This is a genomic window from Pseudomonas sp. GW821-FHT07F01, from assembly GCF_059418825.1.
On sequence record NZ_JBWKQO010000001.1, the window covers coordinates 1,011,356 to 1,033,147 of the forward strand.

18 protein-coding genes are annotated in these 21,792 nt (G+C 63.5%); 7 read left to right on the forward strand and 11 right to left on the reverse strand.

Annotation, left to right across the window (positions count from 1 at the left end):
* Window positions 1-66: 66 nt before the first annotated feature.
* The 4 genes from AC07R1_RS04560 to AC07R1_RS04575 are packed head-to-tail and all read right to left on the reverse strand — an operon-like array spanning window position 67 to window position 4,735.
* Window positions 67-1,362, reverse strand: a complete 1,296-nt coding sequence (locus tag AC07R1_RS04560; RefSeq protein WP_065364018.1) for an efflux RND transporter periplasmic adaptor subunit — start codon at window positions 1,360-1,362, stop codon at window positions 67-69.
* The gene (locus AC07R1_RS04565) at window positions 1,352-2,842 is read right to left on the reverse strand and encodes a TolC family protein (RefSeq protein WP_011061234.1); all 1,491 of its coding nucleotides are present in this window, start codon (window positions 2,840-2,842) and stop codon (window positions 1,352-1,354) included. The genes AC07R1_RS04560 and AC07R1_RS04565 overlap by 11 nt, the downstream gene beginning before the upstream one ends.
* Complete coding sequence (locus AC07R1_RS04570) at window positions 2,835-4,034, reverse strand: ABC transporter permease (protein ID WP_053158448.1); 1,200 nt, start codon at window positions 4,032-4,034, stop codon at window positions 2,835-2,837. The genes AC07R1_RS04565 and AC07R1_RS04570 overlap by 8 nt, the downstream gene beginning before the upstream one ends.
* Complete coding sequence (locus tag AC07R1_RS04575; protein WP_495110197.1) at window positions 4,031-4,735, reverse strand: ABC transporter ATP-binding protein; 705 nt, start codon at window positions 4,733-4,735, stop codon at window positions 4,031-4,033. Before AC07R1_RS04575 ends, AC07R1_RS04570 begins: the two co-directional genes overlap by 4 nt.
* 355 nt (window positions 4,736-5,090) lie before the next feature.
* On the opposite strand from AC07R1_RS04575, the gene AC07R1_RS04580 reads away from it, so the two are divergent.
* Together AC07R1_RS04580 and AC07R1_RS04585 are read left to right on the forward strand one after the other, a co-directional pair.
* Entirely contained in the window at window positions 5,091-5,834 is a 744-nt protein-coding gene (locus AC07R1_RS04580; protein WP_011061237.1) for a TetR/AcrR family transcriptional regulator, read from the forward strand.
* 122 nt (window positions 5,835-5,956) lie between these two features.
* Window positions 5,957-6,904, forward strand: a complete 948-nt coding sequence (locus AC07R1_RS04585) for an alpha/beta fold hydrolase (protein ID WP_065364020.1) — start codon at window positions 5,957-5,959, stop codon at window positions 6,902-6,904.
* Between the two features lie 118 nt (window positions 6,905-7,022).
* Here AC07R1_RS04585 and AC07R1_RS04590 read toward each other — a convergent pair whose 3' ends face one another.
* From AC07R1_RS04590 to AC07R1_RS04600, 3 genes are read right to left on the reverse strand one after another with little or no spacing between them, the layout of a single operon-like run.
* Complete coding sequence (locus AC07R1_RS04590; RefSeq protein ID WP_019095529.1) at window positions 7,023-8,336, reverse strand: NAD(P)/FAD-dependent oxidoreductase; 1,314 nt, start codon at window positions 8,334-8,336, stop codon at window positions 7,023-7,025.
* Window positions 8,333-9,421 carry a polyamine ABC transporter substrate-binding protein gene (locus AC07R1_RS04595; protein WP_495110198.1) on the reverse strand — a complete coding sequence of 363 codons (1,089 nt, stop codon included), beginning with the start codon at window positions 9,419-9,421 and terminating at the stop codon, window positions 8,333-8,335. Before AC07R1_RS04595 ends, AC07R1_RS04590 begins: the two co-directional genes overlap by 4 nt.
* Window positions 9,422-9,468: 47 nt before the next feature.
* Window positions 9,469-10,827, reverse strand: coding sequence for a glutamine synthetase family protein (locus AC07R1_RS04600; protein WP_011061241.1), 1,359 nt, complete (start codon window positions 10,825-10,827; stop codon window positions 9,469-9,471).
* Between the two features lie 163 nt (window positions 10,828-10,990).
* Here AC07R1_RS04600 and AC07R1_RS04605 point away from each other — a divergent pair, with 163 nt between their 5' ends.
* On the forward strand, window positions 10,991-11,905 hold the full coding sequence (locus tag AC07R1_RS04605; protein ID WP_011061242.1) for a helix-turn-helix domain-containing protein: 915 nt from the start codon (window positions 10,991-10,993) through the stop codon (window positions 11,903-11,905).
* A 30-nt stretch (window positions 11,906-11,935) separates the two neighbouring features.
* Here the strand turns inward: AC07R1_RS04605 and AC07R1_RS04610 are convergent, their stop codons facing one another.
* Complete coding sequence (locus tag AC07R1_RS04610) at window positions 11,936-15,142, reverse strand: ATP-binding protein (RefSeq protein WP_495110199.1); 3,207 nt, start codon at window positions 15,140-15,142, stop codon at window positions 11,936-11,938.
* A 10-nt stretch (window positions 15,143-15,152) separates the two neighbouring features.
* Entirely contained in the window at window positions 15,153-15,779 is a 627-nt protein-coding gene (locus AC07R1_RS04615; RefSeq protein ID WP_011061244.1) for a response regulator transcription factor, read from the reverse strand.
* A 435-nt stretch (window positions 15,780-16,214) separates the two neighbouring features.
* On the opposite strand from AC07R1_RS04615, the gene AC07R1_RS04620 reads away from it, so the two are divergent.
* Window positions 16,215-16,640, forward strand: coding sequence for a response regulator transcription factor (locus AC07R1_RS04620; RefSeq protein WP_019095532.1), 426 nt, complete (start codon window positions 16,215-16,217; stop codon window positions 16,638-16,640).
* Between the two features lie 222 nt (window positions 16,641-16,862).
* Entirely contained in the window at window positions 16,863-17,618 is a 756-nt protein-coding gene (locus AC07R1_RS04625) for a response regulator transcription factor (protein ID WP_011061246.1), read from the forward strand.
* 220 nt (window positions 17,619-17,838) lie between these two features.
* Here the strand turns inward: AC07R1_RS04625 and AC07R1_RS04630 are convergent, their stop codons facing one another.
* The gene (locus tag AC07R1_RS04630) at window positions 17,839-18,534 is read right to left on the reverse strand and encodes a peptidoglycan DD-metalloendopeptidase family protein (RefSeq protein WP_026020258.1); all 696 of its coding nucleotides are present in this window, start codon (window positions 18,532-18,534) and stop codon (window positions 17,839-17,841) included.
* A gap of 246 nt (window positions 18,535-18,780) precedes the next feature.
* Here AC07R1_RS04630 and AC07R1_RS04635 point away from each other — a divergent pair, with 246 nt between their 5' ends.
* Complete coding sequence (locus AC07R1_RS04635) at window positions 18,781-18,999, forward strand: PLDc N-terminal domain-containing protein (RefSeq protein WP_015635581.1); 219 nt, start codon at window positions 18,781-18,783, stop codon at window positions 18,997-18,999.
* A 37-nt stretch (window positions 19,000-19,036) separates the two neighbouring features.
* Window positions 19,037-19,573, forward strand: coding sequence for a hypothetical protein (locus tag AC07R1_RS04640; RefSeq protein WP_011061248.1), 537 nt, complete (start codon window positions 19,037-19,039; stop codon window positions 19,571-19,573).
* A 115-nt stretch (window positions 19,574-19,688) separates the two neighbouring features.
* Here the strand turns inward: AC07R1_RS04640 and AC07R1_RS04645 are convergent, their stop codons facing one another.
* The gene (locus AC07R1_RS04645) at window positions 19,689-21,689 is read right to left on the reverse strand and encodes a peptidase U32 family protein (RefSeq protein WP_077934113.1); all 2,001 of its coding nucleotides are present in this window, start codon (window positions 21,687-21,689) and stop codon (window positions 19,689-19,691) included.
* Between the last annotated feature and the right edge of the window lie 103 nt (window positions 21,690-21,792).

The following is a 21,792-nucleotide window of genomic DNA, read 5'->3' on the forward strand; positions in this document are numbered from 1 at the left end:
TTGCCGGCGAAGAGACCCCTGGGCCTTGCGCCGTTCCCGAGGGCGCCTTCGCTGGCAGGCCAGCGCCTACAAGGTGTTGGGCAGGCGAACCTGGCCCGGTTGCAGGCCGAACACTTCCACGCCCTCCGGGGTCGATTGGCCCACGGTCACCGGCACCCGCTGGCCTGGTTGATCGGCCGTTGCCCGGTATTCCACGCTCATGCCGTCGGCGTCGCGCTGGATCGCCGCAGGCGGCAGCACGATGGCCTGGTCGTTGCGGTAGGTGACGATGGTCAGCCGCGCGCTCATGCCCAGGCGCACCCGTTGCAGTTGTTCGCGGCTGAGCTTGGGCACCGACAGGGTCACCGGGAATTGCGCTCCGGCACCTGCGGTTTCGTTGGGCAGGGCCAGGCTGCTGACGATATCCACCACGCCTTCCAGGCGTTCACCATCAAAGCCATCACCGAGAATTTCCACGCGCTGCCCCTGGTGCAGTTGGTTGATGTCCAGCTCCGACACCTTGCTGACGATCTTCAGCTGTTCGATGTTGGCCAGGCCGAACAGCACTTGCCCGGGGCTTAGGCGTGAACCGGTCTGCACCGGACCGTTGGCGGCACCGGCGGTGTTCGGGCCCGCGCCGCCATTGGGTGGCGGCACCACGATGCCGGCAAAGGGGGCGACCACGTTCTTGTGCTCCAGCAGTTTGCGCAGGGCGTCGTACTTGACCGTGGCGTTGGTCAACTCCATTTCGGCAATCTGCCGGTATTCCCCCGTGCCCTGGTTCAGCGCCTGCTGCAATTCACTCTGGGCGGCGGCCAGGTCCAGGCGCTGCATCTGTGCCTGTTGCTCCTGGTCGTTGAGCTCGTTGCGCGGAATGATTCCGCGCTGGAACAGGTTCTGGCTTTCCCGCAGCTTGCGTTCGGTATTGGCCAGGGACATCTGCGAGTTGCGCAGGGTACGGCGGGCCCGGGTGACCACGGCGCCGTTGTTCCAGTCCTGCAGCTCCTGGACGGTGCGGCGGGCCTTGAGCAAGGTGGAAAGGGCTTCGCGCGACTGGATTTCCACCAGCCCCGGGTCCATCTGCAAAAGGACCTGGCCGGCCTCTACGCGCTGGCCCTGTTCCACCAGGCTGGCCTGCACATTGCCTTCGAACGGGGCGGTGAGGACCACGGTCTTTTGGGGTTCGATCTTGCCCACCAGGCCGATCTGGTGAGTCAGTACCGTGCCTTGCACGCTGACCCAGCGGGCCTCGCTGGCCGGAGTGCTGGCGGGGGACTGGAGGGTGACCAGGGCAGCGGCGCCCACGGCGAGGGCGACGGCCAGGGCCAGCGCTTGCAGGGTATGGCGACGGCGCTTGCTCGCCTGCGGCTTGTCAGAAGTCATTGAGCGCAATGTCCCAGCTCTCCAAAGTCATGCCCAGGGTCAGGTCCAGTTGCGTCTGGGCGTTCAGGTAGGCGATCAGCGCATTGAGCCGGGCATTCTCGGCGTTGCGCAGGTCACCCTCGAAACTCAGCACCTGGAAGTTGCTGGAACGGCCGGCACTGAGCTTTTCCCGTTCGATGTCCAGCTTGCGCTTGGACAGTTCGCTGGCGCGCTGGGCAATCTCGTACTGGCGCCAGCGGGTGCCCAGGTCGCGCACCACGTTGTTGACGTCACGCTCCAGCACCTGGCGGGCATCGGCCAGGAGGATTTCCTGGTTCTCCACATTGACCCGGGCGTGGACCTCGGCCTGGCGGGTACTCAGGTCGCCAATGGGAATCTGCACCTGGACCCCGGCGTAGCTGTCCCAGCGCCGGTCCGAACCGTTGCTGGTGTCATTGTCATAGCGGCTGCGGGTCTGGTTGGCCCCGGCCACCAGGGATACGTCCCAGCGCGACTGGTCCTTGGCGATCACCAGGTTCAGGTCGGCCTGCTGGCTGCCCAGCAGGGTAGCCAGGTATTCGGGCTGCTGGATCTGCGCAAGCCGCAGGGCCTCGCGCTGGTCGATGCTGATCTTGGCCGCCTGCAGGGCCTCGCTGGCGTGGATCCGGCTGGACATGTCCAGGGCCAGCAGACGCAGCAGCGACAGGCGGTTGACGTCCACCTGGTTGCGCGCTTCCTCCACCCCCAGCTCCTGGCTGGCGATGTCGGCTTCGGTCTGCACGATCTCGAACTCGGCCATGCGCCCGGCGCTGATCAGCGCGCGGTTGACTTCCAGCAGGGCATTGGCGCGTTTGAGGGCTTCCTGGGCGATGGTCAGCTGTTCCTGGGAACGCAGCAGCTCGCGGTAGGTGGTAATGATCGCGGTGATGGTCTGGGCGACCCCGGCCTTGAGGTTGAGGCGGTTGCTTTGTTCGGTGATGCGCGCCAGGCGCAACGGCGCGGTGGTCACGTCCCAGCCGGCGCCGCGCAGCAATGGCTGGATGATCGCCAGGTCCAGGCCGTCGCTGCGCTGGCGGCCGGCCCGATCGGCTTTGTTCAGGTCCTGGATCCAGGCCATGCTCAGGCGTGTGCCGTACTCGCTCAACAGGCTGGTGGCCGGGGCCATGTTGAGGTTCTGCGTGGTGTCGCTGCTGCCCCGGGTGGTGCGGTAGTTGCCGGTGATCAGCAGCTTGGGGTTGAACACATCCTCGGCCACCCGCAGGTCGAACTTCTGCGCCACCCGCTGCAGGTACGAACTGCGGATGCTGCGGTTGTTGCGCAAGCCCAGGTAGACCGCGTCCCCCAGGGTCAGGTCGGTGACCTGCTGGCTGAGCAGGGCGCTGCGCGAGTAGTCGCTGCGCATGGTGGGAGCGGAGGGGCGATCCACCCGCTCATCGGCGCTGAGCGCCGGCAAGTACAAAAGGCACAGGCAGGCGAGTGTTCGCAGGCGCCAGTCATTCATCGCGCAACGCCTCCACCGGTTGCAGTCTGGATGCCGAAATGGCCGGGTACAGGCCGAAAAACAGGCCCACCAGCAGGGTGCTCCCGATCCCCAGCGGCAGTGCGGCTCCCGCGAGGGAGAAGTGCCAGCCGGACATCCGGGCATAGATAAAGGCCGAGGCGACCCCCAGTATCGCCCCCGACAGGGCGCCGACTGCGGTCAGGCTGACCGCCTCCAGCAGGAACAGGTTGCGGATGTCCTTTTGCCGGGCGCCCAGGGCCATGCGGATGCCGATCTCGCGGCGGCGCTCCGAGACATTCATCAGCATCACGTTCATCACCCCCACGCCACCCCCCACCAGGGAAATGCCGCCCAGGGCCATCAGCAGGTAGCCAAAGGTGCGGCTCTGCCGGGTCATGCCGTCGATGATCTGCTGCGGTACCTGCACTTCCACCTCACGTCCGCGCAGGATCTTTTTCAAGGCCTGGGTCATGGCCGCGGCGACCTGCTCCATGTTCTGGCCACCGGCGACCCGGGTCACCACGTTGTCGATCTGTGGCGAAGGGAAAATCCGCCGCATGCTGCCCTGGGGCAGGAACACCGAGTCATTGGCCTGGATTGGCACCAGCACCGCGCTGGGCTGGTTCTGCAGGATACCTATGACCAGGAACAGGTAGTCGTTGATCCGCACCCGGTCCCCCAGTTGCAGCGGGGCCCCGGCGGCGCCCAGGGTCTGAGCCACCTGATGGCCGATCACCGCATAGATTTCGTTCTGATCGAAGTCCGAGAGAAAGCGCCCCTCACGCAACTGCAGGCGCATGGCCGGCGCCAGTTCGGCGGTCGCGCCCACCACGCTGGCGTTGGCGGAGCGGCCATTGCGAATCAGCGTGGCGCTGAGCAACACCGTCGGGGCAATGTTGATCAGGCTAGGCACCGCCTGGCTCAGCGCCCGGGTGTCCAGGGCCGCGGGCAGCGGCGTGCGGCTGTCGGCGCTGGCGGGAAAGCGGGCCACCAGGGTGTCGGTGCCCATGTTCTGGAAGATCGCCGCGGCGTCCTCGGCGGCGTTGTGGCCGATGTTGATCAGTGCCACCACCGAGGAACTGCCGATGACGATGCCCAGCAGGGCCAGGATCGAACGCTTGCCCAGGGTGCGCAGGCTGACGAAGGCTTCGTGCAGCAGCTGGCTGGCGCTTTGCTCGACCTTGAGGCTCATGCCGGGCAGACCTCCTGCACCACGCCATTGGTGACACGGATCTGCCGTTCCAGGCGCTGGGCGATATTGGGGTCGTGGGTGACGATGATCAGGGTCACCCGGCGCTCGCGGTTCAGCGCCAGCAGCAGGTCCATGATGTCCTGGGCGGTGTGGCTGTCGAGGTTACCGGTGGGTTCGTCGGCGAGGATCACCGAGGGTTCGCCCACCAGGGCCCGGGCGATCGCCACCCGCTGGCGCTGGCCGCCGGAAAGGTCCGCCGGGCGGTGGTCGGCGCGTTGCCCGAGGCCTACCTGGTCGAGCATGTGCATGGCCCGCTCCAGGGAATCACGCCGGGCCACGCCGCGGTAGCTCAGGGGCAGGGCGACGTTGTCCAGGGCGCTGAGACGCGGCAGCAGGTTGAAGCTCTGGAACACGAAGCCGATCTGCTGGTTGCGGATCGCCGCCAACTGGTCGGGGCTGGAGCGGAAGATATCGTGGCCGGCAAAGTGATAGTCGCCGCTGTCGGGCAGATCCAGCAGGCCGAGAATGTTCAGCAGGGTACTTTTGCCGGAACCGGAGGCACCCAGGATGGCGCAGCTTTCACCGGCGTCGATGCAAAGGGAGACGTTCTTGAGAATGTGGAGCGGTTGCTCCGCCAGCCGATAGCTCTTGCCTATGCCCTGCAGGGAGATAAAACCTTGCTCGATTATCGTCTCTGTCATCGCTTACCGCGCCGGCTGGCTCGACTGGCTGCTTGAACAACCACGGGGCGCAGGGATCACGCAACAGGGGTATTCAGGGGCAGGGCCAAGCTCTGGTTTTATTTATTATTTTAAAAACATTGTTTGAATAGTAACTGCGTTCATCCTGCCACGCCAGCCGTCTGAACCGGGTAATTGAGGGCTTTTTCCAGGTTTTTTTGCGGAGAAACCCGTGGGTCACAAAAAGGCCGGTGGCCACCGTGACGGTCCCTAGGGCGCTTGCTTTTAGGGCTTCTCGCAGGTATAAAAAATCAAATTTTTTTTTAAAACACTGTTCGAACGGTCAGTTTTTCATCCCAGCAAAGGTTAGTCCTCCATGGTCGCCAAGAAACTCAGTGCCCCCAATGTCACCAAGACCCGACTGCTGGAAGCGACCGAGGCATTATTTATCAAGTACGGCTACGACGCGGTGCTGCTGCGCCAGATCACCGAGCGGGCCAAGGTCAACCTGGCGGCGGTGAACTACCACTTCGGCGACAAGGATTCGCTGATGAAGGCCCTGTTGATGCAGCGCCTGGGGCCACTCAATGATCAGCGCCTGGAACTGCTGGCCAAGTGCGAGGAACAGGCCGAGGGCCCGCTGGACTGCGAAACCCTGCTGGGGGTGCTGTTCGCCCCGGCCATGGGCCTTGAGCGCAGCGACGAGAGTGGCGGCGTGGAAGGGCGCTCGTTCATCCGCTTCCTTGGCCGGGTCTACAGCGATACTTCGCCCTTTATCCAGGAATACCTCAAGGAGCATTACCAGCCGGTGTTCGAGCGCTTCTTCAAGGCCTTTGCCCTGGCTTTGCCGGACCTGCCGCGCAACGAGCTGGGGGTGCGCCTGCAATTTGCCCTCAAGGCTATTTCCGGCGTCATGGCCGGCACCGAGCTGCGCCTGCTGATGCAGGCCATGAGCCTTGGACGCCCGGCCACCGATGCTGAAGTCATGGCCAAGCTCATCAGCCTGGTGTCGGCGGCGATTCGCGCCCCCATGCAGGACCCCGATTCCGAGCAGGCCCTGGAGAAAGTCCTCGATACCCAGCGCCTGATCCGTCAGCAATCCCATTCCCTGGCCGGCTGATTCCCGGCTGAGCCGCCCGGCCCCGACAGCGCAGCAGGATCATTCGGAGCGTCAATGATTCTCGGGGCAGGTGCCCACATCTGCTAGGTTCTGCTTCTTGCATCTGCCTTGGAGCATTCGCCATGAGTTCCTCCCAACAGCATGTTCTGGCCGTCAACGGCATCGAACTCAGTGTGCGGGTCAGCGGCCCGGAACACGGGCAGCCGGTATGGCTGCTGCACGGTTTTCCCGAGTGCTGGCATTCCTGGCGCCATCAAGTGCCGGCCCTGGTGGCAGCGGGATTCCGGGTGTTCGTCCCGGAAATGCGTGGCTATGGCCGCAGCTCGGCTCCCGAGGCGGTGCAGGCCTACGACCTGCTGACCCTGTGCGCCGATATCCAGCAGGCCATGCACGCCTTCGGCCAGCAGCGGGTGTGCATCGTCGGCCACGACTGGGGCGCCCCCGTGGCCTGGCACCTGGCGCTGCTGGAGCCGCAGCGGGTGGCGGCGCTGGTGACCCTGTCGGTGCCCTTTGCCGGGCGGCCGAAACGCCCGGCCAGCGAGATCATGCGCCAGGTGCACGGCGAGCATTTCAACTACATCCTCTACTTCCAGCAGCCGGGAGTGGCCGAGGTGGAACTGGACGCCGATATAGACGCCAGCCTGCGCCTGTTCATGGGCAATGTCGGTGCATTGCTGCAACCCAAGCCGGCCGATGCCCGGTTGTTCGACGGGGTGACGGTGCCCGCAGGGTTGCCGCAGTGGTGCAGCGAGGAGGATTTCCAGGCCTATCGCCAGACCTTCGCCGGGCGCGGCTTTCGCGGTGCCCTGAACTGGTACCGCAATTTCGAGCGGACCTGGAAGCGCACCGAGTTCCTGGCCGATGCCCAGGTCCAGCAACCGACCTTGTTCCTGCTGGGCGACCAGGACCCGGTGGGTGTACTGGAAGCCCATACCCTCAAGCGCATGCCGGGCAAGGTGGCGGACCTTGAGCAGCACCTGCTGGCGGACTGCGGGCACTGGATCCAGAACGAACGGCCGCAGCAGGTCAATGCCCTGTTGCTGGATTTCCTGCAGCGCCGGTTCACCTAGGGAGCCCGCCGCCCCGCAGGAGCTGGCGTGCCAGCGAACGCGCCAGCAGGTGCGGCGCAAGGTGTTCGCCGGCAAGCCGGCTGCTACGAGGCCGGGTGGTGCCAGCGAAGGGGGCCGATCAACCGAGCATTTCCCGCATCCGGTGCCAGAGCATGCCCAGGGCCAGCAGTGGTGCCCGCAGGGCCGGGCCGCCGGGGAAGGTCATGTGCGGTACGCCGCTGAACACGTCCAGGCCGCGACTGTGGCCGGCATGGATGGCCTCGGCCAGTAGCCGGGCAGTCCAGTGGGTGACGTTCAGGCCATGCCCGGAATAGCCCTGGGCGTAGTACACATTGGGGTACTGCGACAGGCGCCCGACCTGGGGGAAGCGATTGGCGGTGATGCCGATCTTGCCGCCCCACTGGAAGTCGATCGCCACATCCTGCAACTGCGGGAAGACCTTGAGCATCTTGGGTCGCATGTAGCCGGCAATATCCGCCGGATCACGCCCCGAATAGTGGCAGGCACCGCCGAACAGCAAGCGCCGGTCCGCGGTCAGTCGATAGTAGTCCAGGCCGACTTTCTGGTCGCACAGCGCCAGGTTGTCCGGGATCAGTTGCCTGGCCCGGGCCTCGGCCAGCGGCTCGGTGGTGATGATGTAGCTGCCCGCCGGCAGCACCTTGCCACTGAGCCGCGGCTCGAGGTCTTCCAGGTGGGCATTGCAGGCCAGCACCAGGTGCCCGGCAGTGACGGTGCCGGTCGCGCAGCGCACTTTCACACTGTCGCCGTGGGTCAGTTCCAGCACCGGGCTCTGCTCGAAGATCCTCACCCCCAGGGACGCTGCCAGCCGCGCTTCGCCCAGCACCAGCTTGAGCGGGTGCAAGTGCCCAGAGCCCATGTCCACCAGCCCCCCGGCATACGCCGAGGAGGCCACCACCTGCTGCATGTCCTGGGGCGCCACCAGCCGAGTGGGGTGGCGGTAGCCCAGCCTGACCAGGCTGTCCTGCTCGGCCTGGAAGGCGGCGAACTGGGCCGGGGTGTTGGCCAGCTCACAGAAGCCCCAGCGCAGGTCGCACTCGATGGCATGTTCGCTGATGCGCTGGCGTACCACCTCCACCGAGTCGATGCCGGCCTGCTCGAGGTATTTCACCCCTTCCTGGCCGACGTAGCGGGCAAAGCCTGTGACCTCGTGGCCAATGCCGCGGATCAGTTGGCCGCCGTTGCGCCCGCTGGCGCCCCAGCCGATGCGCCGGGCTTCCAGGAGGATCACCGAGAGCCCGCGCCGGGCCAGCTCGATGGCGGTGTTGACCCCGGTGAAACCGCCACCGATCACGCAGACGTCGGCGCTCGGTTGGCCCTCCAGCGATGGGTAGCCGGGCAGGCTGCCGGCCGAGGCGGCGTAGTAGGAGCGGGCATGCCCGTTGGCGCTGCCCGAAAGGTTTGGCTGAATCATTTGTTGGACTTCACTTTGCTCCAGGAGCGGGTCATCAAGCGCATGATGGCCGGCGACTGGGTGGTGGAGATGTACAGCTTGTCGAGCACGGCCTGAGGTGGATAGACCTCGGGGTTGTTCACCAGGTCGGCCTCCATGTACTGCTGGGAAGCCGGGTTGGGGTTGGCGTAGCCGACATAGGTGCTGACCTTGGCGATCACTTGCGGGTCCAGTAGGTAGTTGATGAAGGCGTGGGCTTCCTTGACGTTGCCGGCATCGGCGGGAATCGCCAGCAGGTCGAACCACAGGTTGCTGCCTTCCTTGGGAATCGAATAGGCGATGTTCACCCCGTTCTTGGCTTCCCTGGCCCGGTTGGCGGCCTGGAACACGTCGCCGGAGTAGCCGAAGGCGATGCAGATATCACCGTTGGCCAGGTCCGAAACGTACTTGGAGGAGTGGAAGTAGGTGATGTAGGGGCGCAGGGTCAGCAGCTTGGCCTCGGCCTTCTTGTAGTCCTCGGGGTTCTCGCTGCGCGGGTCCAGGCCCAGGTAGTTGAGCACCGCCGGGAACACTTCATCCGGCGAGTCCATCATCGACACCCCGCACTGCTGGAGCTTCTTGAGGTTCGCAGGCTCCAGCAGCACCGCCCAGGAGTCGATGTGGTCGATGCCCAGTACCTGCTTGACCTTGTCGACGTTGTAGCCGATGCCATTGGTGCCCCAGAGGTAGGGCACCGAGTACTGGTTGCCGGGGTCGTTCTGCTCCAGCAGGGCCAGCAGCTTGGGGTCCAGGTTCTTCCAGTTGGGCAACTGCGAGCGGTCGAGCTTGAGGAACGCGCCGGCCTTCACCTGGCGCGCCAGGAAGTGGTTGGAGGGCACTACCACGTCGTAGCCGGTGCGCCCGGCCAGCAGTTTGCCCTCCAGGGTTTCGTTGGAGTCGAAGACGTCGTAGATCACCTTGACCCCGGTCTTGCCCTGGAAGTCGGCGAGGGTGGTCTGGCCGATGTAGTCGGTCCAGTTGTACACGCTGACACTGGGTTGTGCCTGGACGGCGGTGCTGCACAAGACCGCTAATGCTGCCGGGACCACTGCTTTCAAAAGACGCATATCGACACCTCTTCGGGTTGTTTTTGTTGATTGCAGAATGCGGGTTGTCAGACGCTGAGCAGCAGGAACTCGCGTTCCCAGGAGCTGATCACGCGCTTGAAGTTCTCGTGTTCGGCACGTTTGACCGCCACATAGCCGCGCACGAACTTGCGCCCCAGGTACTGCTCGATGGTCGGGCAGTCCTCCATGTGTGCCAGGGCGTCCTCGATGGTGATCGGCAGGCGCAGGTTGCGCCGCTCGTAGGCCCGGCCTTCCACCGCGGCGCTGGGCTCGATGCCCTCGACCATGCCCAGGTAGCCGCACAGCAGGCTGGCGGCAATGGCCAGGTAGGGGTTGGCGTCGGCGCCGGGCAGGCGGTTTTCCACGCGCATGGCGTCTGGGCTTGCGGTCGGAACCCGCAGGCCCACGGTGCGGTTTTCCTCACCCCATTCGACGTTCACCGGGGCCGAGGTGTCCGGCAGGAAGCGGCGGAACGAGTTGACGTTGGGGGCGAACATCGGCAGCAATTTGGGGATGTACTTCTGCAGGCCGCCGATGTGGTGCAGGAACAGCTTGCTTTTCTCACCGTTGGCATCGACGAAGATCGGCTTGCCGGTGTCGATGTCCACCACGCTCTGGTGCAGGTGCATGGCGCTGCCGGGCTCGTCGGCCACCGGCTTGGCCATGAAGGTGGCGGTGACGTTGTGCTTGAGCGCCGCCTCGCGCAGGGTGCGCTTGAACACGGTGATCTGGTCCGCCAGGTCCAGGGCGTCGCCGTGGCGGAAGTTGATTTCCATCTGCGCCGGGCCGTCTTCGTGGATCAGCGTGTCCAGGTCCAGGCCCTGGGCTTCGCACCAGTCGTAGACATCTTCGAACAGCGGGTCGAATTCGTTGGCGGCATCGATGGAGAACGACTGGCGACCGCTTTCCGCTCGGCCGGAGCGGCCCAGGGGAGCCTTGAGCGGCAGGTCCGGGTCTTCGCAGCGCTGGGTCAGGTAGAACTCCATTTCCGGGGCGACGATCGGCTTCCAGCCCTTGTCGGTGTACAGCTGCAGCACTTTCTTCAACACGTTGCGCGGCGACAGTTCAATGGGGTTGCCGAATTTGTCGAAGGTGTCGTGGATGACGATGGCGGTGGGTTCGATGGCCCAGGGCACCAGGTAGATCGATGACGAGTCGGGGCGGCAGACCATGTCGATATCGGCCGGGTCCAGCAGTTCGTAGTACAGGTCGTCGTCGACAAAATCCCCGGTTACCGTTTGCAGCAGGACACTTTCCGGCAGGCGCATGCCTCGCTCATGCAGGAACTTGTTGGTGGGTGCGATCTTGCCGCGGGCAATGCCGGTCAGGTCGCTGACCACGCACTCTACTTCGGTAATCTTGTGATCTTTCAGCCAGGAGGAAAGCTGATCGAAAGGGGCGTTCATAAAGACCTCGATTATTGGTTTTATCTGCTCCGAGGTGAGCGGGAGTATCCCGGCAAGGCTTCCCCTGCGGCGCATTGGCGACTATCTTGGGCGAGCCTTGTTGTTCCATCTATCCACTTTAAGCAGAACCAAAACGCACCAAACGAGTGCGTAAGGTCCCCCGATGACAGCGTCCAATCCGCTTCAGGTCCAAGCGTTCAACACCTTCGATGTCGCCGATCAGATCCGTGCCACCCCGGGTTGGGTCCAGCATTACCAGCAGATGTCCCCTGGCCATTTCAACGGCCTGGTGCGCTACCTGGACCTGCAGGGCGTGGAGATCTACGAGGAATGCATGAACACCCGGGTCGAGCAGAATTTCAGTGCCCCCCAAGGCGCCCTGGCGTTCTGTTTCGACCGCAGCGACAACGCGCTGTACGTGCTCAACGGCGAGAGCCGCAACATCTGGATCACCCCGGAGAACTACCAGGAAGTGGCGGTGGTGTTCGGCCCCGAGTTCGTCCGCGGCCACGGCCTGGGTGTGGAGCGCCTCGACGGGCTGTTCATGGCGCCCCTCAACAGCCAGCAGAACGCCTTGTTCTGCCGCTGGCTGAGTTCGACCCTGACCCGCCTGTCCCAGACACTCGACCCACCCAGCCGCGAAGCCCTGACCCAGCAACTCCTGGAAGATTGCCTGTACATCCTCGACAACGCCTGCGTGCGCCTGGACCGCGGCGGCCTGCAACGGCGCAGCGAGGAGCGGGGGATCATGCAACGGGTAGCGCAGTGGGCCGCCGACGTGCCCGAGGAAACCCTCAACCTGCTGGAGCTGTCCCAGGTAGCCGGAGTGTCCCTGCGCCAGTTGCAGAGTGCGTTCAAGGCCTTTACCGGGATGGCCCCCAGCCAATGGCTGCGCCTGCGCCGGCTCAACAGCGCGCACCGCGAACTGCTCAGCCGAGGGCCGACTGAGACCACGGTGGCCGAGGTGGCGATGCACTGGTCGTTCTGGCACCTGGGGCGGTTTTCCAGCAGTTACCGGGCGCTGTTCAAGGAGCTGCCGAGCCAGACCTTGAAACGCAGTGCCGTGGCGCGTCGCTAGGGCGAGCGCCCGGGCCTTGCGGGCAAGCCCTCAGTACACTTGCAATGACTGGTTGAGGTCGCGCAGGGCCTGATCCAGCCGGGCCACGGCGGTGGACAATTGCTGCTCCTGGGCCGCGTCGGCCACCAGCTCTTCCAGGCTGACGCACAGCTCCAGCAAACCTTGGGCATTGAGCAGGTAGGCCGTGCCCTTGAGCTTGTGGGCGATGGCTTTCAGGGCCTGGCGATTGCCACTGGCCAGGGCCTTGCTCAAGGCCTGCAGTTCCTCGTTGTTGCTGTTGATCACGTGCTCGGCCAGAGCGGCGTGGATGTCGCCGTTCAATGACGGCACCGCGCTCTGCGCCTGGGGGGGCGTCAGGCTCAGCTTGGGGATCAGGCGGTTCAGCCCGGCAAGGCTGATCGGCTTGGCCAGGGCACTGTCCATGCCCGAAGCCAGGCAGCGCTCCAGTTCCTCAAGCTGGGCGCTGGCGGTCAGGCCGATGATGGTGCAGGGGCGCACCCCCATCTGGCCCTCCATGCGCCGGATCGCCTGGCTCATCTCATGGCCGCTCATCTGCGGCATGTTGCAGTCGGTGATGATGATATCCACGTCATGCTCCTGCCACATGGCCAGGCCTTCCAGGCCGTTGTAGGCGATCAGGGCCTCGTGTCCCAGGTAGTTGATCTGCTGGTTGAGCAGGTACTGGCTGGGCAGGTGGTCTTCGACGATCAACACGCACAGGGGCTGGTCGGTGCTGTTGAGCACCGTTTGTTCCGCGCTGTCGGTGGTGCTGCTGCGCTCGTCGGCAACGCGCTGAAAACAGGCCTTGAAGGTCATGCGGGTACCTACGCCAAGTTCGCTCTGGACTTGCAGGCTGCCGTTCATCAACTGGGTCAGCGAATGACTGATGGACAGGCCCAGCCCCGACCCGGCGTTGGGGTTGCTGACTACGCTGTCGACCTCGAAGAACGGGGTGAAGATCTTCTGGATCTGCGAAGCCGGAATGCCCGGGCCGGTGTCGATCACTTCGACATGGAAGTCGAGAAAGTGTTCATCTTTCACCTGGCCCAGGCAACGGATATGGATCTCGCCCTGTTCGGTGAACTTGATCGCGTTACTCAGCAGGTTGGAGATGATCTGCTTGAACTTCAGGCCATCGATCCACACTTGCGCGGTGGCCCAGGCATCGAACTGCAGGTGGATGTCCAGGTGCTTCTGGCGGGCCAGGCCATCGAAGACATTGGCCACCGATTCGATCAGGTCCTTGAGGCTGGCGGCTTCCGGGCGCAGGGTCAGGCGCCCGGATTCGATCCGCGAGATATCCAGGATATGGCCGATCAGCGCCAGCAGGTTCTGCGCCGACTCGTAGGCGATATGCACGGAGCGGGTATTGAGTTCTCGGTCGTTGTCACGGGTCAGCACCAGCTCCAGCATGCCGACGATGGCGCTCAGGGGGGTACGGATCTCATGGCTCATGGTGGTCAGGAACACGGTCTTGCTGCGGCTGGCATGCTCGGCGGCTTCTTTGGCATCGCGCAACTGGTCGAGGATCAACTGGCGCTGCAGCAGGTCCAGGCGCTTGCGAATGATCCGTCGTCGCTGGCTCAGAATCCACCAGGCCGCCAGCACCAGCATCAGGCCCAGGCTGCCCAGGATTTTCCAGGTGAAGGCCGTCACACCTTTCCAGTAGCTGTCGTCGGTGCTGCCGCTGGCGCGCCAGCGACCCAGGATCTGCAGGTATTCCTGAGGGCTGATCTCGGCCATGGCCTGGTCGATGATGGCGATCAGTTGCTGCTGGCTTTGCGGTGCGGCGAAGGCGATCCGGGCTTCCAGGCCTTGCATCATGCCGTGAATCTTCAGGCTGTTCTGGAGCCTGAAGGACAGGTAGTAGTTGGCCAGGTTGGCCGGTGCCAGGGTGAAGTCCGCCTTGCCTTGGCGCACCCGGTTGAGGGCCTCGGCAACGGTGGATGTCTGCTGGACCCATAGCCGTGGATAGCGCTCGCGCAGGTCCTCGCTCTGCAGGTAGCCGGAGGCGAGCGCCACGGAGCCGATGGAGTCGCGGTTCAGCGGTGCCAGGGGCGGGGCGTCGGTCTTGCGCACAATCACATAGGGCGTGGTGACGATCGGCCGGGTGTACAGGTAGGACGCACGCCTGGGGTTGGCGCGGGCCAGTATGCTGAGGTCCGCACGGCCTTCGCGCAGGCGGGTGTCGACCTGCTTGAGCGAGCCGACCCGGGAGACCTCGAAGCGCAGCCCGCTCTTGCGCCGGATGAGGTCCAGAAGGTCCGAAGCGATGCCGTTGAACAGCCCGCGGCTGTTGAAAAACGCATAGGGCGCCAGGTCGTCGCTGATCACCAGCCGCACCGGCGGTGCATGCTCCAGCCAGAGCCGCTGATCGGCGTCCAGGCGTTCGCGAAAGCTGTTGGAGTCGCAGTTACCCGTACCGCCCCACATCTGCAGCGCCGATATCACCTGGCAGCGCTTGATGCCGCCCAGGGCTCGCTCGAGCAACTGTTGCAGGTGGGTATTGTCACGGGCCACGGCAAACCCGACCTGGATTTCCGGCAACCGTGCACTGTGGCTGATCACCAACTGGTCGCTGAACAATTGGCTGGATAGATAGCCGGTAGACAGCGAGTCCCCCAGGTAGATGTCTGCGTCGCCATCGAGTACCGAGCCCATGGCGGCGCGGGGGGAATCGTACAGCTGGATCAGGCCCCGTCCACCGGTGCGCAGATAGAGCTCCAGGGCCATGCCGCGGGTGGCGGCGATCCGTGTCCTGGAGATGTTCGCGCGGTAGTCCCGCAGGTCACCGCTCTCGGCATACAGGGCCAGTTCGGTGACCGCGTAGCTCGGGCTCAGCCGGACCTGGTAATCCTCGGCTTCCACCTGGGTAGCGCTGTCTACCAGGTCGACCTCACCACTGCGCAAGGCGTGATAGGCGGCATCCGTATTGGGGTAGGTGCGGACTTCCACGGGGATCGCCAGCTCGCGCTGCAAGGCCCCCAGGTAGTCGGCCCCTATGCCTTCGAGTTCATGGCGCTGATTGATTTCCCGGTAGGGGGGCAGGTCGCCACTGACGATGCCGACCAACAGGGCCTCTTTGTTACGCAGCCAGGTCTGTTCATCGATGCTGGGGCGAATATCGAGGAAGTCCAGCGGCTGGCGGGCACGGATCTTCACCCTGTCCTGCGCGAATACCGGCAGGGCCAACCACAATATCAGTACGAAAAACAGCGGGCGCGGCGGTAACCTCACATCAGGTTACTCAGACCAGTTCGTTCTGCCTGGCGATGTTCACCAGATCCACCACCGAAGTGACCCCAAGCTTGCTCAAGATATTGATCTTGTGGCCGCTGACGGTCTTGTTGCTCAGGTGCAGTTTCTCGGCGATCTCAAGATTGGTCAGACCTTCAGCGAGCAGCTTGAGGACTTCCAGTTCGCGATTGGTCAACGCCGCCAGGACGTCGCTGCTGTGTTTGCCGCGGCCGCCATCGCTGAACGGCATCGACTTCTTTGGGAAGAACACATAGCCCTCGACGATGGTGTCCACTGCCTTGAGCAGTTTGGTCAGGGGTTCGTTCTTGCTCACGAAACCACTGGCTCCGGCCTGCAGGCAGCGCATGGCGTAGGTGTCGACGGATTGGGCGGTGAACACCAGCACCCGCACATCCAGGTTCGCCTGGGCGATGCGCTTGAGCACGGTGAGACCGTCCATTTTTTCCAGGCTGACGTCCAGGATCACGATGTCCGGCCTCAGCGACAGGATCATGTTCAGGGCGCTGATACCGTCGGCAGTTTCGCCAACAATGGTGTAGCCCTGGGACTCCAGGGTTTTGCGAATCGCCTCACAGACTACCGGGTGATCATCGACGATCAGTACACTTTTACTCATGCCAGGTTATCCAGAATCAAAATATCTAGGTAATTAAGTGAGCCAACAACGGTCAGCGCCTTGATGAAATCTGAGGCTGGTTGAGATTTTTCTCTGACCCAGGGTGGATTTGCGGAAAGCACAAATAAGAAAATGATGCCGAATAAGCCCCCCAGGGTCATCAGAATGTCACTGGCAGGCTAGCAGGAAGCAACCTGAGTACTGCCAAGAAAATTCCTGTTTTCGAATCCATTCCTTCGGGTTGACGGGCTCTTGGCAGCGATCTCGACTAGATGAATGCAATTCAAGACTATTCCTACATCCCACCCACAGCGCAGAGCTTATCTTGCCCTGTCATTCAGCCAGGCACAGGGCGAGCCTGAGTGGCGGGCAGCATTCTAGTGCACTGTGCCAGCAGTGTGACGGCCCACTATTTTCCTGAGGTCGAACCAAGCGATGTTGAAGTTAAGGGTAGGGGTACTGGAGCAACATAATATTGTCCGCCACGGTCTGTACAAGCATCTGTCCAGGCAGTCGGTTCTGTGCCTGAGCGAGTTCTTCAATTTCGCCGACATGTTGGAGGCCCTGGAACAAGAGCAGTTGGACGTGCTGATGATCGGCCACCTGATGGATCGCGACCCGGTTCATCTGGTACGAAACTTGATCACCCGCTACCCCGGTCTGAAAATACTCGTGCTGCTGAACCGTCCCGATCCTGTAATTGCCTCGCAGCTGCAGGCCGTGGGCGCACATGGGGTGATGTCCAAGACGCAGTCTTTGCCGGACTACGCTGATGCGCTGCGAAGCCTGGCTCGCGGCGAACGCTATGCCATGCTCAGCGATGGCCGGGCAAGCATGGAAAAGCCACTCTACGACGCCTAGCCGAACAGGCCGCGTCGCCCTCGATTCAAGATTTTCTTTGGAAAACTTCAAGACGTTTCTTGTTATGGCTAGGCGGCCGGCGCTCTAGAGTACCCGGCACTGGTGACCTGAAAGACTGTCGCAAGGCCGTGACAGTCGGTGGGCCAGGACCACTTGGACGAGAGGCTTGAGAGGATGGAAAATCCAGTTCTGAAGACCACCATCGAACGTTCTGGAGGCGCTATGTCACTTGCCGTGAACAAGCCCTTGCGCATCGCAGTGCTGGACGATCACGCATTGATTCGCATGGCGATGCAGCTACAGCTGCAGAGCGTGGCGGATTTCCAGCTGGTGGGTTTGTATGCCAGCAGCGGCGAGTTGATCTCGGCCCTGCGTGATACCGAACTGGACCTGTTGGTGCTCGATTACCAGCTGCAGGAATGCGACCTGGATGGCCTGCGCCTGATCCGCCTGTTGCGCAACAAATACCCGCATTTGCTGATCCTGGTGTCCTCGGCCACCGAGACGCCGTTTTTCGTCAAGCAGATCATCGATATCGGAGCCAATGGCTTTCTCGGCAAATCACAATCCCTGGACGACCTGATTCCAGCTATCCGCACGGTAGCCAGCAAGCGGCTCTATCTGTCGCCGTTGCTGGCTTTCGCCGTGCAGCACCCGCCAATCGGCCCCGCCGCCGAGCCGGGCAGCCCGCCATTGACCAGCCTTGAGACCCTGTCCCCCAAGGAGAACGAAGTCTTGCGCTGCTTTCTGGATGGCCTGCGGATCTCGCAGATCGCCAGCAAGTTTTCCCGCAGCATCAAGACCATCAGCGGTCAGAAGCAGGCCGCGTTCAGAAAGCTGGGGATCCGCACCGACGCCGAGCTGTTCAAGGTGCAGCGCAAGCTGGACCTGCATATTGCTTCCCGCGAGCCGGCAGAGGACGCCTTTCATGATGAGGCCAGCGAGCCGACGCTGCCGCCGACCCGCAGCACCATCTAGAGCGGCAGTGACAGGCGTGAGCACTGATGCTCGTTTCCAGGCCTTGAGCTATTGACGCGCCCCGCGTCAATTGCTTGCGCCGAAGTCATCGGCCACTACAGAGCCGCTATGGCAAGCATCAAGAAGGTTGCGCTCACCATCCTGCTAAACCCCAGCATTCAGCGCGGGCGCGGTTTTCGAGGACATCGAGGGCAGGAGCGCTGCGAGGCCAGTCACTCGCTCAGCCCGGCGGCAGCAAGCGCAGCGGATCCACCGGCACGCCGTTGGCGCGGATCTCGAAGTAAAGCTGGGCGCGGTCGGTGTCCTGGGAACCGGCTTCGGCGATCTTCTGGCCCTTGATCACCATCTGCCCTTCCTTGACCAGCAGCCGGCTGTTGTAGGCGTAGGTGCTGGTGTAGGAGGGGCCGTGCTGGAGAATCATCAGGTTGCCGTAACCGCGCATGTAGCCGGCGAACGCCACCTTGCCGCCCAGGGTGGCGTGGATCGGCTGGCCCTGGGTGGTGGCGATGCGGATGCCCTGGTTGAGCTTGCCGGTGGGGGAGAAGCGCCCGATCAGCACTCCGCGCAACGGCCAGCTCCAGCCCTTGAGAGTGACCTTGGGCATGGGGGCAGGGGCCGGGGGCGCTGTTCGGCCCTTGCTGGCGGTGGTTCGCGACTTGCTGCTGACCACCCGGGTGGTCCTGGCCGCGCCGCCTACCCGCAGCACCTGGCCGACCTCCACGGTATAAGGCGCCTTGAGGCCGTTGAGCCGCGCCACCTCCTTCCAGTTGGTGCCGTTGCGGCTGGCAATGGAATACAGCGTGTCGCCGCGCTTGACCCGGTACTCGCCGGCCTTGAGGGGGCCGGAGTTGGAAGGGCTGGAGCTGCAGGCTGACAGGGTCAGGAGCAATGCGATGAAAAGCAATCTTGCGAACACGCGACATCCACTATGTCTTGACGGGGCCAAGGGGCCCGAAACTTCGGCGTTAGCCAGGCCGATAAAGCCGGCAACTATACCTGTTTGCCGATGAAGAGGCGCGTTATAGACCGCTGCCGCAGCGGTTAAATTCAATCCGGATGTCACAGGACGCTGATCTTTCCTGCGCCATGAACGCCCACGGCAATCTTTGTGAACCCTCGTCGCCTGCACCGCACTAAGGCAGTACAGACCGGGAGGAATCTTATGCAAGTGCAATACCTGTTGATCGTACTGGCCGTGATCGTGCTGCTGGCCGAGATCTGGGCCATCAGAAGCCTGCTGCGCAGCGGTGCGCGGGCAGAAAACAAGGGGCTGTGGATCGTGGTGATCATCTTCGTGCCGCTGCTGGGGCTGTTGCTATGGCTGATGGTCGGCCCCAAGGCCCTGAACCGGGACGCGCCGGCCGAGCGCGGCAGAAGCTGAAAACGGGGGGCAAACCCGCTGAAGGGTTGATCACGACATGCCAAGAATTCTTACATCCCATGTGGACGAAGCCGAGCTGACCGAGCACAACGCCAAGATGTTCGGCTCGCCCAAGGAACGGCTGGACTTCTATCGCCGGGAGATCCAATACGAAACCAGCATCCTGGCCAACCGCACCGATGCCTACCTGACGGCCCAGGCATTCCTGGTAATCGCCTTCGCTTCGTGCATGGCCAACCTCAATCCGGAATGGGGCAAGCTGTTTACCCTGTCCGTGCCGCCTTTCCTGGCGTTGCTGGGGATCCTCAGCTCTCTCAATGCCTGGCCTGGCATCAGGGCCGCCTACGAGATCATCGATCACTGGCATTTCAAGCAGAGTCACCTGCTGCACAGCGAACCGGTGATGGGCCTGGCCTATGACGAATCGCCGCTGTTCTGCGAAAGCGAGTCGAGCCACAAGGGCTATCGCAAGTCGTTGCTGTTTTCCATGCGTTCGCCCTGGTTGTTCGCGGCGTTCTGGCTGCTGCTGGGGATTTGGGCGGTGTATATCCAGGTGACCAATCCGGGCTCCTGAGGGCGCAGGCTCGCTGCCTGCGCTGCGGGACGCAACGCTACCGGCCTATGGGCGCCAGCTGGCCGGTGTGCCGCGCACGCGAACGCGGCACCTGGGTGCCACGCTCGCCGGCCACTCAGTGCGGAGCGCGGGGAATGGTCTTGAGCAGGTCTTCGGGGCTGATATGGCCGACCACGGCCTCGGCGGCGCTGCCCGGTAGCGGCAGGTCGAGGATATGACCCTTGATCTTGCCCACCACATGCATTTCGCACGGCTTGCAGTCAAATTTCAGGGTCAGCACTTCATCGCCGTGTACCAGTTGCATCGGTGCCACCTTGGTGCGCACGCCAGTCACGCCCTTGGCCTGCTTGGGGCACAGGTTGAAGGAGAAGCGCAGGCAGTGCTTGGTGATCATCACCGGCACGTCGCCGTGCTCTTCATGGGCCTCGAAGGCCGCGTCGATCAGTTGCACCCCGTGACGGTGGTAGAAATCCCGGGCCTTCTGGTTGTAGACGTTGGCCAGGAATGACAGGTGCGATTCCGGGTAGACCGGCGGCGGGCTGCTTTCGGCCTTGCGCGAGCCCCGTGGGTGGGCAGCGATGCGTGCGGCGTCCAGGGCTTCGATGACCTCCCGGCGCAGGGCCTTGAGCTGGGAGTTGGGGATGAAGTAAGCCTGGGGCGCGTCCAGCCTGATGCTGGTGGCGTGGTAATGGGTGGTGCCCAGCTGGCCCAGCAGATCCTGCAGTTGCCCCAGGGCCTGTTCCGGCTTGTTGGCCACGCCGAACGGGCCATCCAGGGCGACGCTGGCGCTGATGCCTTCCTCGCTGGTGGCGGTCAGTTCCAGGCGTGCTTCGCTCAGGCGGGCCAGCCAGGACAGGCCGATGCGCCGCTCGGCGGAAGTGCGGGTCAAGGCTTGCTGCCAGTTGTGGTCGAGGTTGCGGCTCAGGGGGTGGTTGGGCCGCAGACGGCTCAGGGCTTCGGGCATCTCGTTGGGTTCGACCCGATAGCGGTAGCGTTTCTCGCCATCTTCTTCGAACTCGCCACGGGCCTCGGCGATGTTGGCGCGGAAACCCACCACCTCACGCTTGACCAGCAGGTTCAGGCCATCGCCATTGGACAACGGCTCGAAGGTCACCACCTGCAGGTCGCGCTTGCCGACCTTTTCCACGGTGCCTACCGGCAGCCCGGTGAAAGTCGGCGAGTCGAAGGCGCCGATGTCGATCTTGCGCTCGCTGACAAAGTAGTCGGTGCTGCCGCGGTGGAACGTCTTGTCCGGGTCGGGCACGAAGAAATGCGCGGTACGGCCGCTGGAGGCGCGAGCCAGATCTGGGCGATCTTCCAGAACCGCGTCCAGGCGCTGGCGGTAGTAGGCCGTGATGTTCTTCACATAGGCCATGTCCTTGTAGCGCCCCTCGATCTTGAACGAGCGCACGCCGGCTTCGACCAGGGCGCGGATGTTGGCGCTCTGGTTGTTGTCCTTCATCGACAGCAGGTGTTTTTCATAGGCGATCACGCCGCCGTGCTCGTCTTTCAGGGTGTAGGGCAGGCGGCAGGCCTGGGAGCAGTCGCCACGGTTGGCGCTGCGGCCGGTCTGGGCGTGGGAAATGTTGCATTGGCCGGAGAAGGCCACGCACAAAGCGCCGTGAATGAAGAACTCGATGGCGGCATCGGTTTCAGCGGCGATGGCACTGATTTCCTTGAGGTTCAGCTCGCGGGCCAGGACCAGCTGGGAGAAACCGGCCTGGTCGAGGAACTTCGCCCGCTCCAGGGTGCGGATGTCGGTCTGGGTGCTGGCGTGCAGCTCGATGGGCGGGATATCCAGCTCCATCACCCCCAGGTCCTGGACGATCAGCGCATCGACCCCCGCGTCATACAGTTGGTGGATCAGCTTGCGCGCCGGTTCCAGCTCGTTGTCGTGGAGGATGGTGTTGAGGGTGGTGAACACCCGGGCGTGATAGCGGCGGGCGAACTCCACCAACTGGGCGATCTCGCCCACCTCGTTGCTGGCGTTGTGGCGGGCGCCGAAGCTCGGGCCGCCGATGTACACCGCATCGGCGCCATGCAGGATGGCTTCGCGGGCGATGCTCACATCGCGGGCAGGGCTGAGCAGTTCCAGGTGATGTTTGGGCAAGGACATGTTTTTTTAGTCAGGCTTATCAGGGTCAAGGCGCGCATTGTAGCGGCGAAACGCTTGCCCGGCACCCGTGCGCTGCCAGGTGGCGGCCACGCCTTGCGCGTGG

Excerpts from the sequence above, each read along its gene's own strand:
- AC07R1_RS04605 (WP_011061242.1), top strand. The coding sequence starts at position 10,991 with ATGACAGCGTCCAATCCGCTTCAGGTCCAAGCGTTCAACACCTTCGAT.
- AC07R1_RS04580 (WP_011061237.1), top strand. The coding sequence starts at position 5,091 with ATGGTCGCCAAGAAACTCAGTGCCCCCAATGTCACCAAGACCCGACTG.
- AC07R1_RS04620 (WP_019095532.1), top strand. The coding sequence starts at position 16,215 with ATGTTGAAGTTAAGGGTAGGGGTACTGGAGCAACATAATATTGTCCGC.
- AC07R1_RS04565 (WP_011061234.1), bottom strand. The coding sequence starts at position 2,842 with ATGAATGACTGGCGCCTGCGAACACTCGCCTGCCTGTGCCTTTTGTAC.
- AC07R1_RS04590 (WP_019095529.1), bottom strand. The coding sequence starts at position 8,336 with ATGATTCAGCCAAACCTTTCGGGCAGCGCCAACGGGCATGCCCGCTCC.
- AC07R1_RS04585 (WP_065364020.1), top strand. The coding sequence starts at position 5,957 with ATGAGTTCCTCCCAACAGCATGTTCTGGCCGTCAACGGCATCGAACTC.
- AC07R1_RS04625 (WP_011061246.1), top strand. The coding sequence starts at position 16,863 with ATGTCACTTGCCGTGAACAAGCCCTTGCGCATCGCAGTGCTGGACGAT.
- AC07R1_RS04560 (WP_065364018.1), bottom strand. The coding sequence starts at position 1,362 with ATGACTTCTGACAAGCCGCAGGCGAGCAAGCGCCGTCGCCATACCCTG.
- AC07R1_RS04595 (WP_495110198.1), bottom strand. The coding sequence starts at position 9,421 with ATGCGTCTTTTGAAAGCAGTGGTCCCGGCAGCATTAGCGGTCTTGTGC.
- AC07R1_RS04600 (WP_011061241.1), bottom strand. The coding sequence starts at position 10,827 with ATGAACGCCCCTTTCGATCAGCTTTCCTCCTGGCTGAAAGATCACAAG.
- AC07R1_RS04635 (WP_015635581.1), top strand. The coding sequence starts at position 18,781 with ATGCAAGTGCAATACCTGTTGATCGTACTGGCCGTGATCGTGCTGCTG.
- AC07R1_RS04615 (WP_011061244.1), bottom strand. The coding sequence starts at position 15,779 with ATGAGTAAAAGTGTACTGATCGTCGATGATCACCCGGTAGTCTGTGAG.
- AC07R1_RS04570 (WP_053158448.1), bottom strand. The coding sequence starts at position 4,034 with ATGAGCCTCAAGGTCGAGCAAAGCGCCAGCCAGCTGCTGCACGAAGCC.
- AC07R1_RS04640 (WP_011061248.1), top strand. The coding sequence starts at position 19,037 with ATGCCAAGAATTCTTACATCCCATGTGGACGAAGCCGAGCTGACCGAG.
- AC07R1_RS04575 (WP_495110197.1), bottom strand. The coding sequence starts at position 4,735 with ATGACAGAGACGATAATCGAGCAAGGTTTTATCTCCCTGCAGGGCATA.
- AC07R1_RS04645 (WP_077934113.1), bottom strand. The coding sequence starts at position 21,689 with ATGTCCTTGCCCAAACATCACCTGGAACTGCTCAGCCCTGCCCGCGAT.